The sequence below is a fragment of the Clostridium sp. 1001283B150225_161107_B6 genome (assembly GCF_015556325.1).
Classification (GTDB): Bacteria; Bacillota; Clostridia; order Lachnospirales; family Lachnospiraceae; genus Enterocloster.
Genome location: NZ_JADNMD010000004.1, coordinates 22,062 through 35,785 on the forward strand (window position 1 = coordinate 22,062; position 13,724 = coordinate 35,785).

13 protein-coding genes are annotated in these 13,724 nt (G+C 52.7%); 12 read left to right on the top strand and 1 reads right to left on the bottom strand.

Features of this window, described 5'->3' with window-relative positions; all coding sequences use genetic code 11:
• Positions 1–26: 26 nt before the first annotated feature.
• The 7 genes from I2H39_RS11495 (at position 27) to I2H39_RS11525 (ending at position 7,507) form a co-directional block, all read left to right on the top strand.
• Entirely contained in the window at positions 27–1,430 is a 1,404-nt protein-coding gene (locus tag I2H39_RS11495) for a Sapep family Mn(2+)-dependent dipeptidase (RefSeq protein WP_195626510.1), read from the top strand.
• A 56-nt stretch (positions 1,431–1,486) separates the two neighbouring features.
• Positions 1,487–2,632, top strand: coding sequence for a hypothetical protein (locus I2H39_RS11500; protein WP_195626511.1), 1,146 nt, complete (start codon positions 1,487–1,489; stop codon positions 2,630–2,632).
• Positions 2,633–3,120: 488 nt separating this feature from the next.
• Entirely contained in the window at positions 3,121–4,137 is a 1,017-nt protein-coding gene (locus I2H39_RS11505; protein ID WP_138308758.1) for an ATP-binding cassette domain-containing protein, read from the top strand.
• A gap of 1 nt (position 4,138) precedes the next feature.
• A complete protein-coding gene (locus I2H39_RS11510; protein WP_138308756.1) occupies positions 4,139–4,804 on the top strand; it encodes a methionine ABC transporter permease in 666 nt (221 codons plus the stop codon).
• 252 nt (positions 4,805–5,056) lie between these two features.
• Positions 5,057–5,980, top strand: a complete 924-nt coding sequence (locus I2H39_RS11515; RefSeq protein ID WP_195626512.1) for a MetQ/NlpA family ABC transporter substrate-binding protein — start codon at positions 5,057–5,059, stop codon at positions 5,978–5,980.
• Between the two features lie 207 nt (positions 5,981–6,187).
• Complete coding sequence (locus I2H39_RS11520; protein ID WP_195626513.1) at positions 6,188–7,141, top strand: DUF4190 domain-containing protein; 954 nt, start codon at positions 6,188–6,190, stop codon at positions 7,139–7,141.
• 105 nt (positions 7,142–7,246) lie between these two features.
• Entirely contained in the window at positions 7,247–7,507 is a 261-nt protein-coding gene (locus I2H39_RS11525) for a YlmC/YmxH family sporulation protein (RefSeq protein WP_138308750.1), read from the top strand.
• A 222-nt stretch (positions 7,508–7,729) separates the two neighbouring features.
• Here I2H39_RS11525 and aroD read toward each other — a convergent pair whose 3' ends face one another.
• The gene (gene aroD, locus I2H39_RS11530; RefSeq protein ID WP_240305421.1) at positions 7,730–8,536 is read right to left on the bottom strand and encodes a type I 3-dehydroquinate dehydratase; all 807 of its coding nucleotides are present in this window, start codon (positions 8,534–8,536) and stop codon (positions 7,730–7,732) included.
• Positions 8,537–8,669: 133 nt separating this feature from the next.
• On the opposite strand from aroD, the gene nrdR reads away from it, so the two are divergent.
• The 5 genes from nrdR (at position 8,670) to argS (ending at position 13,683) form a co-directional block, all read left to right on the top strand.
• A complete protein-coding gene (gene nrdR / locus I2H39_RS11535; protein ID WP_002574232.1) occupies positions 8,670–9,122 on the top strand; it encodes a transcriptional regulator NrdR in 453 nt (150 codons plus the stop codon).
• 22 nt (positions 9,123–9,144) lie between these two features.
• A complete protein-coding gene (locus I2H39_RS11540; RefSeq protein ID WP_138308746.1) occupies positions 9,145–9,663 on the top strand; it encodes a YqeG family HAD IIIA-type phosphatase in 519 nt (172 codons plus the stop codon).
• Between the two features lie 9 nt (positions 9,664–9,672).
• Positions 9,673–11,082 carry a shikimate dehydrogenase gene (gene aroE / locus I2H39_RS11545; RefSeq protein WP_195626515.1) on the top strand — a complete coding sequence of 470 codons (1,410 nt, stop codon included), beginning with the start codon at positions 9,673–9,675 and terminating at the stop codon, positions 11,080–11,082.
• 132 nt (positions 11,083–11,214) lie between these two features.
• Positions 11,215–11,772: an elongation factor P gene (gene efp / locus I2H39_RS11550; RefSeq protein WP_002583865.1), complete on the top strand. Its 558-nt coding sequence runs from the start codon at positions 11,215–11,217 to the stop codon at positions 11,770–11,772.
• A gap of 123 nt (positions 11,773–11,895) precedes the next feature.
• Positions 11,896–13,683, top strand: a complete 1,788-nt coding sequence (argS, locus tag I2H39_RS11555) for an arginine--tRNA ligase (protein ID WP_195626516.1) — start codon at positions 11,896–11,898, stop codon at positions 13,681–13,683.
• The last annotated feature ends 41 nt before the right edge of the window (positions 13,684–13,724 follow it).

Below are 13,724 nucleotides of genomic sequence, written 5' to 3' on the forward strand. Positions count from 1 at the left end.
CTTTGCAGGAAAAGGAGACGGTAACAATGTATAGGAAAGAGATTGAAGGTTTTATTGACGCCCACAGGGAAGAGATGATAGAGGATATCTGCACGCTGTGCAGGATTAACAGTGAGAAGATGCCTTATGTGGAGGGCAAGCCTTACGGGGAAGGCCCGTTCCAGGCTCTTCAGGCAGCTCTCAGCATGGCGGAGGGGTATGGATTTTCCATCCGCAACTACGACAACTATGTGGGGACAGCCGACCTCAATGACAAGGAGAGGCAGCTGGACATTCTGGCCCATCTGGATGTGGTTCCCGCAGGCGAGGGGTGGACGGAGACAAAGCCCTTTGAGCCGGTGGTAAAGGACGGAAAGCTGTTTGGCCGCGGTACGGCTGACGACAAGGGTCCGGCTGTGGCTGCGCTCTATGCAATGAGGGCGGTGAAGGAGCTGGGAATCCCGCTTAATAAAAACGTCAGGCTGATTCTGGGCACGGATGAGGAGTGCGGAAGCTCTGATATCGTAAATTATTACGACAAGGAGGAGGAAGCCCCCATGACCTTTTCGCCGGATGCGGAATTTCCGGTTATCAATATTGAAAAAGGACGCCTGGAAGGTCATTTCCACGCATCCTTCCAGGCTTCTGAGGCAATGCCGAGGCTGGTGAAGGTGGAAGCCGGCATAAAGGCCAATGTGGTTCCGGGCAAGGCCAGGGCCGTAGTGGAGGGCGTTGACCTTAAGACGCTGGAGGCAGCGGCAGAGGAAGTGGAGAAAGAGACAGGAATCTCCTTTGTACTGGAGGGGGATTTACCGGTCATCACAGTTACCGCCCAGGGAGAAGGCGCCCATGCATCCACGCCTCAGGAGGGAAAGAATGCCCTTACCGGCCTGCTGGTGTACCTGACACGTCTGCCTCTGGCAGAGTGCTCCCAGATGGATATGCTGAAGAACCTGTTAAAGCTTTTCCCTCACGGCGACACCTGCGGAAGAGCCGCCGGCATCAGTATGGAAGATGAGCTGTCCGGCGCCCTGACCCTTGCATTCAGCATGCTGACGGTTGGGGCTGACGGCCTGGAAGGCGTATTTGACAGCCGCTGCCCAATCTGCGCAACTGAGGACACTGTGCTGGGAGTGGTAAAGAGTGCCATGGCTGACTTAGGACTTACGTTGGAGAATGACACCATGATACCGCCTCACCATGTGGACGGAGATTCCCATTTTGTAAAGACACTGCTGTCCGTATATGAGGACTACACGGGCCTTGAGGGAAGCTGCCAGGCGACAGGCGGCGGCACCTATGTCCATACCCTTAAGAACGGCGTTGCCTACGGTGCAGCCCTGCCGGGAACCGATAACCGCATGCACGGGGCAGACGAGTTTGCAGTGGTGGATGAGCTTGTTTTAAGTGCCAAGATATTTGCGCAGGTTATTGTTGAGCTGTGCGGCTGATAGTGAAAATATACCCTGTTTTTCTGTGACCTGATTGTGAATGAGGGGATGATGGAATGGTGGGATTGGAAGGCGGGCCGGAACAAGGCGGGCCAGCTGCTTATGCGGAGAATATCCGGCAAGCCCGGTCTGCAGTACCGGACCGGCCGGAAAAAACAACAATTGCAGGTAAGAATGATTTATCAGAAACAGCTGTCAGAAACAACGGCTGCTACCGCCGGGACCGGACCGTGTGGACAACGGCGGAGGACGGGGAGGACTGGCGGGAGCAGACGGTCCGTCTGCTGGAACAGCTGAAAAAGCAGTATCCGGGCATAGAGCTTCACCTGGCGGACGGGGAGGAAGCAAAGGATTTGGCTGCGCTGGCTGTCCGGGCAGGAACAGGTATGCATCTGTATCTGTCCCGGGAGTTTGTCCGCCGCATGGGCAGCAGCAGGGAGGAATTTGGCAGCTGCTATTCTGCGCTGTTATCCGCTGCCGGAACCCTCTGGGCGGAAAAGGGACAGACCATGGCTTCCGGGGCTTTTTTGGGGGAGAATGGGATTTCATACTGGTCTGTGCCGGATAGGACGGATAAGGCGGCCTCGGCTGCGGTTCCGGTTCCCGGCGGGGAGAAAAAAACATCCACCAGCAGCGGTACAGGGATGCACGTATCCCTTTCCCTCAATGTTTCCAGCCATTTTTCCCGTGTGGCCAGGGCGCGCACAAAGGGGCAGGTACAGGAAGCCATGTGGGACATATACAGGTCCATATCCAACCTGAAGACGGCAGCGGCCTATGGTGATGACCAGCAGCGGGTAAAGGCATCCAGGGCCCTTCGTTCCCTGCAAAAGCTGCTGGGCCGGGGAGGCAGGAAGATGCGCAGGCTGGAGCAGGAAAAGCTTAAGCAGCGGGCGCAGAAAAAGGCGGAAAAGGAACACCGGGACCGAAGGGCCTTCCGGCTTAAGCAGGAGCAGAAACGTATGCGTTCAGCCAGACTGGGGGCAGATGCCGGTCTTGTGAAGGAAGGTCATGGAGACGAGTACTATATTCAGGCATACAGGCGGTTTTCCGGCCCTGGGGACAAGAGGGAGTATCAAACGCCGGAAGCAATCATGGCAGGCCTCTTTGAGGCCATACCATCGGGAGATGCAGGGGTGGCCGGAGCGTCAGAGGCCGGGTTTACGGCAGCCGATGTAGTTGTCTCAGGTGATGCCCTGTAAAACAGCGGGGATAGGATATCACAGCGCTGGTTACAGAGAGTATTATAAAGGATATTACCTGGGGGACTGTCCGGACTGCCGCAAAAAATGCCGCATAAATGTCTCTTCCGGCAAAAAATGCTTGACAAATAGGTTCATGTGATGTATTTTCTTAACTAAGATAAATCCCAGCGATTTGATAGGAATCGGTATAGGAGGAACTTATGAATCAGTTAAGAGCCATGCAGATGAATATGGATATGATGAACAGCATGTACATGATGATGTGCTGTGTATCCGCATGGGCAAAAAACTGAATGTAAGTTTCATCTGTATGGATTGTGATTAATCAGGAGACATCCCGGTAGCAGGGGAAGATTCAGGGCCGCAAGTCCGTGCAGGACATGCGGCCTTTTTGCCGTGATTCTGCCATGGATGCCGCAGCCAGGCGTGAATAGGCGAGAGATGCCAACTATGTGCTGCAGGAACAAAAGAAAGGAATTAGACCTATGGAAGCAAATAAAGAGAATCCCATCATCCAGCTGGTGGGGCTGGGGAAACAGTTCCAGACCATGAACGGTCCGGTTACTGCCCTGGAAGATATCAATCTGGAAATCCGGTACGGAGAGGTGTTCGGCATCATCGGCCTCTCCGGCGCAGGTAAGAGCACCCTGGTACGGTGCATTAATTACCTGGAAGTGCCGACCTCAGGAAAGGTCATATTTGAGGGAAAGAACCTGTCCGTGATGAAGGACAGGGAGAAACGTCTGGCCAGACAGTCCATGGGCATGATTTTCCAGCAGTTCAATCTGCTGTCCCAGAGAAACGTGCTTCAGAATGTCTGCTTCCCCCTGGAGATAGCAGGGGTGTCCAGGGCAGAGGCCAAAAAGCGGGCCGAGGAGCTGCTGACGCTGGTGGGGCTGGAAGACAGGATGAAGGCTTACCCGGCACAGCTCTCAGGCGGCCAGAAACAGAGGGTTGCCATTGCCAGGGCCATGGCAACCAATCCAAAGGTCCTTCTGTGCGACGAGGCCACCAGCGCGCTGGACCCCAATACCACCAAATCCATTCTGGAGCTGCTTAAGAAGATAAACAGGGAAATGGGAATCACGGTCATTGTTATCACCCATGAGATGGCAGTTATCGAGGCCATATGCGACAGGGTGGCCATCATAGACCACAGCCATATTGCGGAAGTGGGAAATGTATCCGATATCTTCTCCGGCCCCAAATCCGATATCGGACGCCAGCTGATTCTGGGGGATGTGGCTGAACAAAATCTGAGTTTCGGCAGCTCCCGGCAGATTCGTATTATTTTTGACGGAAGGGAATCTTCTGAGCCTGTCATTGCCAATATGGTGCTGGCCTGCAAGGTGCCGGTGAATATCATGCATGCGGATACCAGGGATATTGAAGGCAAGGCCATGGGTCAGATGATTATCCAGCTTCCGGAGGATGACACGGACGCCGGCAGGATTTGTAACTACCTGAAGACAGCCAATGTAAAGTTCGAGGAGGTGCGGTGAGATGCAATTTGATTCTACGACCATAAATATGCTGGTGAAGGGAATATGGGAGACCATCTACATGGTATTCCTGTCCTCAGCCTTATCCTATGTCATCGGTATTCCGCTGGGAATCGCCCTGGTGGTGACGGACAAGGAAGGCATCAGCCCGGTGCCGCTGTTTAACAAGGCCCTGGGACTTATCATCAACCTGCTGCGTTCCGTGCCATTCATCATCCTGTTAATCATGGTGCTGCCCGTTACCAAGTTCATTGTGGGAAAGACCATTGGATCCAATGCAACGGTGGTGCCTCTGATTATTGCCGCAGCCCCCTACATAGGGCGTATGGTGGAGTCTTCCCTGAAGGAAGTGGACGCAGGCGTCATTGAAGCAGCCAAATCCATGGGTGCATCCACCTGGCAGATTATTGTCAAGGTGCTTCTGCCGGAGGCAAAGCCTTCCCTGCTGGTGGGGGCCGCCATATCCGTGACCACAATTCTTGGATATTCTGCCATGGCAGGCTTTACCGGCGGCGGGGGACTGGGCGATATCGCCATCCGCTACGGATACCACCGTTACCAGACCGACATGATGATGGTGACCGTGGTGCTTCTGGTCATCATTGTACAGCTGATACAGGAAGTTGCCATGCGCATGTCCAGGAAGAGTGATAAGAGGATTCGGTAGGTAAAACAGGCAAGAGAATTACATTGGAAAATCATGTAAGAGGAATCATGTAAAAGAAATCATGTAAAAGAATCATCTGACAAAGTCGTGCAGGAGAGTCTGCTGAGGCAGCCCGGTTTCCCCGCAATGTCCGGAAAACGTATATGACCGGCGTAAGAGAAAACGGCGCCTGGCCTTGGCTGATGATAAATGCCGTATCATTCATGGCGCAAAATAACAGGGGCATTGCCCCAAAGCGAGGAGGACACAATTATGAAGAAAAACATGTTAGGTGCAGCCGTACTGGCTGCCGTGCTGGCATCAGGAGTGCTTAGCGCTTGCTCCGGCAGTCCAAAGGAAACCACGGCAGCAGATACAACTGCGGCAGCTGCCGGGACACAGGCCGCTGATTCCAAGGCAGAAGATACCACGTCCGCGGAGGAGGAAACCACCCAGGCCGGCGGAGAGCTTAAGGAAATCGTGGTAGGCGCAAGCCCTGCACCCCATGCTGAAATTCTGAATGCAGCCAAGGAGGTTCTGGCATCCAAGGGCTATGAGTTGAAAATTGTGGAATATACAGATTATGTACAGCCCAACAATGCACTGGATTCCGGCGACCTGGATGCCAATTATTTCCAGCACAAGCCATACCTGGATTCCTTTAATGCCCAGAACGGAACAAAGCTGGCCAGTGCAGGCGCTATCCACTATGAACCCTTTGGTATTTATGCAGGCAAGACAACATCCCTGGAGGAGCTTCCTGACAAGGCAACCGTACTGGTGCCAAATGATGTGAGCAATGAGGCAAGAGCCCTTCTGTTACTGGAGGCACAGGGACTGATAAAGCTGAAAGACGGCGTGGGCCTGGAGGCAACCAAGAATGATATCGTGGAGAACACCAAGAATCTGGATATCGTAGAGTTAGAGGCAGCACAGCTTCCTCGTTCCATTTCTGACGGCGACATTGCAGTCATTAACGGCAACTATGCAATCGAAGCAGGACTGAAGGTCAGCGACGCCCTGGCTACAGAGGATTCCCAGTCCCTGGCAGCTACCACCTACGGCAATGTGGTGGCAGTGAGAGAGGGAGAAGAGTCCAGCGATGCCACCAAGGCGCTGGTGGAAGCATTGACCAGCCCTGAGGTAAAGCAGTTCATGGAGGAAACATACGAAGGCGCTGTTGTTCCGCTGTTCTAGGGTGCGCTGATGACGGGAATGAAGGTTCGAACAGGCTTCGGGAAAAGTACACTCATGTTCATAAAATTGTAAGAGGCTGTCCGCCGGGGATATACCCCGGCGGATTGTTTTATTTTACAAAATATGTTATACTTCTCCAAAAGTGCGTCCTGTTTTTTATGGACATACCGGTGCAGCCCTATGGGCTTGAGAGAGGAGATAAAATCCATGGAACATGAATACGATAACGGATGCGGAACCGGAGATGGCAAGGGTCCGGATTATCATACAGATAACAGGGAACCGGTGATAGTGGCGGAACAGCCTGCCAGGGAGGTGAAGGACGGGACCTTCGGACGGGAAAACGGCGGACGGGAAGCCGGCGGTCAGGAAGCTGGAGGTCAGAATGCCGGCGGTCAGGAAGCCGGAGGTCAGAATGCTGCGGCAAAGGGGACGCCGGGCCGGGAATGCCCGGACCAGGAAAGAACGGTTCAGGGAAGCCCAGTCCGGGAAAGCCCAGGCCAGGGTGGTTCCGATGGATGGAGCAGTCCCATAGATACGCCCCTAAGAGAGGACAGATGGAGCGATGGGGATAAGCCTTATCTGGGAAGTCCCTGGGAGCCGTCCCCATCCGGGACAGCATATGGGCCGGGAAAAGAGAACGGCGCCAGCGGAAACGACAGCCAGCCAATATATCACCCGGCGCCGGCTTCTTATGGCCAGAGGCAGCCAGGGGCCGGACAGGGTCAGCCAGGTCAGGGCCAGCCGGGTCCAGCCCAGGGCGGCAGTGCCGGAATGGGCAGTGGTTCTGTTCAGAGGGACGGAAGCGACGGAAGGGGAAACAGCCGGTATCAGAGCCAATATCAGACCCAATACCAGACCCAGTACCAGTCCGGCCAGCCTGTTTACCAGGAAAAGAATAACATGGCAACCGCATCTCTGGTCATGGGAATTCTTTCTGTGTGCAGTATCTGCTGCTGCCTGCTGTTTGGTATTGTTTTCGGCGCCCTTGGCATCATATTTGCCATCATGTCAAAGAAGGAAAACAGGATGGACGGCAAGATGGACGGCCAGGCAAAGGCAGGACTCATACTCTCTATTATTGGCATCGCTGTCACTGTGCTCATAGTTATCCTTTTTGTGGCGGTTGAAGTGCTTTACGTGATACCGGGGCTGGATTGATGGGGAATTATTATAAGAGATAATTATAAGAGGCGGAAATCAGGTTTTAATGGGACGGTATCCGGCATATAGTAGGTAGCAAGAGAGGCCGGGAGGCTGTGGACCGTGAGGATTTACGACCTTAAACAAAAAGAAGTGATTAATGTAAAGACCTGCAAGCGTCTTGGATTTGTGGGAGATGTGGATTTTGATATGGAGACGGGCTGTCTGCTGGCCCTGATTGTGCCTGGTCCGGGCTGCATATGCGGTTTTTTGGGGCGGGAGAAGGAGTATATCATTCCATTCTGCGACATCTGTCAGGTGGGAAACGATATTATACTGGTGGACATAAAAGAAAAAGATGTGACGGAAAGCATTAAATGCTGAAAGGAAACATGGCAGCGCGGATTCCAGTGGGATTCGCGCTTTATCCGTGTATGCGGGGACAGAGGAGTGGCCGCCAGGGTCTCCCCTGCCGGCCGGTTTGTGAGAAAAAGTTGTATGAAAAGCATTTGCTTTTTACAAAACTAACTATACAGATGAAATGTGAAGGTTTTATGGTGGAAATGTGAAAAAACTGTGAAGGGAACCGGAAAATGGCCGCAGCAGTCACAGGTTTTCGTGGATGATGGCCAGGATGTCTTTCAGCCTGCCTGCTTCAATCTGACCCGGAGCAGAGGCTTCCCCTACAGAGCCAAAGGTCATGCAGGAGCCGAACACTTCCCCTGACAGGCGGCTTATCAGTCCGGTGCCTTTCATGGACATGGTAATGACAGGGCAGGACAGGGACTGGCTGGCCTTATGGGTGGCTGAAAGAAGAGTAAGGACATCGCCGGCTGACTGCGGCATGACCGCAATTTTGGCTATGTCTGCCCCCAGTTCCTCCATGTGCTGCAGGCGGCGGAGCATCTCGCTTTCATCCGGTGTAGCCGTAAAATCGTGATTGGACAGGATGACGCTTACATGGTGTCTGTGGGCCAGGTCCGCCATCTCCCTTACCATATCGTCGCCGGAAAAGAGCTCTATATCCACCAGATGGATATGCCCGGAACAGATGGCGCGTTCCGCCAGGGAGCGGTAAGCCGGGAGGGAGGCGGGCAGATGGCCGCCCTCCTTATGTGTGCGGAAGGTAAAGAGAAGCGGAATGTTATCCAGAGCAGCTTCCAGGCCGGGAATAACCTGGTCCAGGGTGCCTGGTACCATAATGGACTCAAACCAGTCCGCCCGCCATTCAGCCACATCCACAGGCAGCTCCGTGAAGGAGGCTGCCTGACGAATCAGGGAGTCATAGTCCCTTTCCACCAAAGGAGCGCATAGTTTCGGCATTCCCTGACCAAGTACAGTTTGTTTTATAATAACATTTTTCATGATAAAGGGCACCTTTCCTGTAATCTTTTTGGTTCTGTATGGATTCATTATAAAGGAGGGAGGGGAATTCGTCCATACCGGAATGAAAAAAGAACAAAGTCCTTGCGATTCGTACTTTCTTCGGTTAAAATATATGAAGCGTTTAAGACGATACGTGAAAAAGAAAGGAAGGGTAACCCAGATGAAATGCCCCTATTGTAATGAAGCAGACACCAAGGTCATAGATTCCCGCCCGGCAGACGACAACAGCTCCATACGCAGGCGCCGCCAGTGTGAGCGCTGCGGTAAGCGCTTTACCACCTACGAAAAGCTGGAGACCATGCCGTTAATGGTAATAAAGAAGGATAATTCCAGGGAGACATATGACCGCTCCAAGATTGAAGCAGGAATCATTCACTCCTGCCACAAACGGCCGGTATCCCCCCAGCAGATTAATTCCATGATTGATGAGATAGAGAACCAGATTTTCAATATGGAGGAAAAGGAAGTGCCGACCTCCGCCATCGGAGAGCTGGTGATGGGAAAGCTTAAGGACCTGGACGAGGTGGCATATGTTCGTTTTGCCTCTGTATACCGTGAATTCAAGGATGTGAACACATTCATAGACGAGATTGGCAAATTGCTGAAAAAATAGATTGGAAGGAATACTTATAAGTATGCTGGAAATGTTTTATCCCCGCCGTTACGAGGTCTCCGCCTATGTGATACCCTTTGACCATTATCATGCACAGGGAATGCAGGGCGTGATTTTTGATATAGATAATACCCTGGTGCCCCACGACGCGCCGGCAGACGGACAGGCAGTGGAACTCTTCGGGCGGCTCCGGGCCATGGGAATGAAGACCTGCCTTTTATCCAACAATAAGGAACCCAGGGTAAAGCCGTTTGCGGATTTGGTGGGTTCCGGCTATATCCACAAGGCAGGCAAGCCGGGAGTCAGGGGATATGAGAAGGCCATGGAGCTTATGGGGACCGACAGGGACCATACCCTGTTTGTGGGAGACCAGCTGTTTACGGATGTGTACGGGGCCAACCGGGCCGGTATTTACAGTATCCTGGTAAGGCCCATGAACCCCAGGGAAGAAATACAGATAGTGCTGAAGCGTTACCTGGAAAAGCCGGTGCTGTATTTTTACAGGAAACATGCCAGAGACATAAAACAAGACAGGGAGTAACGTGAGACAATGGACGGAAAGACAAGAGTATGCGGACTGATTGCAAATCCGGTGGAACATTCCATGTCGCCCATGATGCATAATTTTTTTGCACAGAGAACAGGGATGAACCTGACCTATGTCCCTTTTAAGGTTGAGGAAAGCCGGGTGGGGGATGCGGTAAAGGGGGCTTATGCCCTGAATATACAGGGAATGAATGTGACGGTTCCCCATAAGCAGCGCGTCATGGAATTCCTGGATGAGCTGGATGAGGACGCCAGGGCCATTGGGGCGGTTAATACGCTGGTCAGGACAGATGCCGGGTATAAGGGGTATAATACGGATGGCGCAGGCCTGAGCCGTGCTCTTGCGGAATCCGGCATCAGGACAGAAGGCGAACACTGCATTCTGGTTGGCGCCGGAGGAGCCGCCAAGGCAGCAGCTTATGTGCTGGCAAAGGGCGGGGCCCGGCGAATCTGTATCCTCAACCGGAATGAACAACGGGCCAGGGAACTGGCCGGCTGTATCAATACACTGATTGGCCGCAGCCTGGCAGAGGCCCTGCCCCTTGACGGCTACAGGAATCTTCCTGCCAGGGAGGGCGGATATCTGGCTCTGCAGTCCACCAGCGTGGGCATGTATCCCCATGTTGAGGATGTTATCATCCATGACCCGCAGTTTTACGGAATGATTCATACCGGTGTGGACATTGTCTATACCCCCGCCAGGACAAGGTTCATGAAGATGGTACAGGAGGCAGGAGGAAGGGCTGTGAACGGCCTGGACATGCTTTTGTATCAAGGCGTTATCGCTTTTGAACTATGGAATCCCCAGGTAAAGGTGGACAGCGAAACCATAAGGATGGCAAAGCAGATGATAGAAGACTTCCTGGTAAAAAAGCAGGCCGGGGAGGACCGGGGAGAGAACCTGATTCTCATCGGCTTCATGGGGGCGGGAAAGACCAGCGTGGGAGAGCATTTTGCAGCCCGCTACCACATGCCTCTGATTGATACGGATAAGGAGATTGAGGCAGCGGCCGGTATGGCTATATCCGACATATTTGCCAACCAGGGAGAGGAAGCCTTCCGGCGCCTGGAGACAGGGGTTCTGGAGAAACTGCTGAAACAGGGAGGCAGGTCTGTGATTTCCGTGGGAGGCGGACTGCCTCTCAGGGCGGAAAACAGGGCGTTTCTGAAGCAGCTGGGCACCGTGGTATATCTGGATGTCCTGCCGGAGACTGTGATGGAACGAATCGGAGCCGATGTGTCGGACCGCCCCATGCTCCACGGCAGTGATGTGATGGGACGCATTATCAGTCTTTTGGATTCAAGAAAACCCCGCTATCTGGAAGCCTCCCACATGGTAGTGGATGTGAACGGACGGGATGTGGATGATATCGTGGAAGAGATATACCGCAGGGCAGTGGATAAAAACCGCTAAAAAGGGAGAAATTTATACTGCCAATAAAAAAGAACTTGAAAATGCTCCCTACATAGTATAGAATATAAAAGATTAAAGACTTATGGGGCGCTTAGGCAAGCGTCATGAACGAACTCAAGGAGGAATATCTTTATGATATCAGCAGGCGATTTTAGAAATGGCATTACACTGGAGATTGACGGACAGGTTGTCCAGATTATGGAATTCCAGCATGTTAAGCCAGGCAAGGGCGCAGCATTCGTGCGTACAAAATTAAAAAATGTAATCAACGGCGGCGTGGTAGAGCGCACCTTCCGTCCTACAGAGAAGTTCCCTCAGGCAAGGATTGACAGAGTGGACATGCAGTATCTGTATGCCGACGGAGAATTATATAACTTTATGAACCAGGAGACTTATGACCAGGTAGCCCTGAACCAGGATATCATCGGCGATGCCCTGAAGTTCGTGAAAGAGAATGAGGTATGTAAGGTCTGCTCTTACAATGGCAGCGTATTCTCCGTAGAGCCTCCGCTGTTTGTTGAGCTGGAGATTACAGAGACAGAGCCAGGTTTCAAGGGCGATACCGCAACCGGTGCCAACAAGCCGGCTACCGTGGAAACCGGTGCAACCGTATACGTACCGTTATTCGTAGAAATCGGCGATAAGATTAAGATTGATACCAGGACCGGCGAATATCTGTCACGTGTATAATATAACTTGTCAGACACGCTCTGGGAAGCGGTTTGTAAGAATTGCTCCGGCAGATGCCGGGGCAGTTTTTAACTTTCCGGGAAAAGGAAAGACCTATTGTCACAGTAAAGGAGAGTATACATTGTGAATAAGATTCTGGATATGATGGAGCAGGAAATAAAGCAGGCGTTTACAGCCAGCGGATATGAGGATTCCTTTGCAAAGGTGGTTTTATCCAACCGTCCCGACCTGTGTGAATATCAGTGCAACGGCGCCATGGCTGCTGCCAAAGCATACAGGAAGAAGCCTATTGATATAGCCAGCCAGGTGGTGGAACATCTGGTTTCCGGCGGCGCCCACCCTGTTTTTTCAGAGGCAGTTGCCGTGATGCCGGGATTCATTAACCTGAAACTGTCAGAGGAGTTCCTGGCAGAGTATGCAGGTTCCATGGCCCAGGCAGACAAGCTGGGACTGGAAACGCCTCATAAGCCTGAGACAGTTATAGTGGATTACGGCGGGGCCAATGTGGCAAAACCGCTTCATGTGGGCCACCTGCGGGCGGCCATTATCGGGGAGAGCATAAAGCGCATGGGCCGGTTCCTGGGCCACCATATGATTGGCGATGTGCACTTGGGAGACTGGGGACTGCAGATGGGACTTATCATCGAGGAACTCAGGGACAGGAAGCCGGAGCTGGTGTATTTTGACGAATCCTTTGAGGGACCCTTTCCGCAGGAGGCGCCCTTTACCATCAGTGAGCTGGAGGAGATATATCCTGCGGCCAGCGCCAAGTCCAAGGCTGACGAGGTGTTTAAGGAGAGGGCCCATCAGGCAACCCTGAAACTTCAGCGAGGATACGCCCCATACCGGGCAATCTGGCAGCATATCATGTCTGTCTCTGTGGCCGACCTTAAGAAAAATTATGCAAACCTGAACGTGGAATTCGATTTGTGGAAGGGCGAAAGCGATGCAGAGCCATACATTGCGGATATGATTCAGATGCTGGTGGATAAGGGGCTGGCCCATGAGAGCCAGGGCGCGCTGGTGGTGGATGTGGCACAGGATACGGATACCAAGGAGATTCCCCCCTGCCTGATTCGCAAATCCGACGGAGCTTCCCTCTATGCCACATCTGATTTGGCAACCATTGTGGAACGGGAGCAGGATTTTAAACCGGACCGGTATATATATGTGGTGGACAAGCGCCAGGGTATGCATTTTGAGCAGGTGTTCAGGGCGGCTAAGAAGGCTGGTATTGTGAAAGAAGATACCCCCATGATTTTCCTGGGCTTCGGCACCATGAACGGCAAGGACGGAAAGCCCTTCAAGACCCGTGAGGGCGGAGTCATGCGTCTGGAAACGCTTATTGAGGAAATCAATGAAGCTGTATATCAGAGAATCATGGAGAACAGGACCGTATCAGAGGACGAGGCCAGGAGCACGGCGGCCGTAGTAGGGCTGGCGGCCCTTAAGTACGGCGATTTGTCCAACCAGGCAGCCAAGGATTATGTCTTTGATATTGAGCGCTTTACATCCTTTGAGGGAAATACAGGTCCGTACATCCTCTATACCATTGTGCGGATAAAATCCATTCTTGCCAAATACAGGGAGAACGAGGGCCAGGTCAGCCCGGATGGCTCTGAAAAGAAGATTCTTGCCTGCACAGGCAGCTCCGAGAAGGCGCTGATGCTTATGCTGGCCAGATATAACGAGGTCCTGGAAAACAGTTTTGCTGAGACAGCGCCTCATAAGATATGCCAGTATATCTATGAGCTGGCCAATGCCTTCAACAGCTTTTATCATGACACCAAGATTCTGGCAGAGGAGGATGAAGCCAGGAAGGAGAGCTATATCGGTTTAATTTCCCTTACCAGGCGGGTACTGGAAACCTGTATCGGACTATTGGGAATCGAGGCTCCGGAGCGCATGTAACCGCGGGGATGTCCCGGGATATTCTGCGGCCCCCTGCCTTG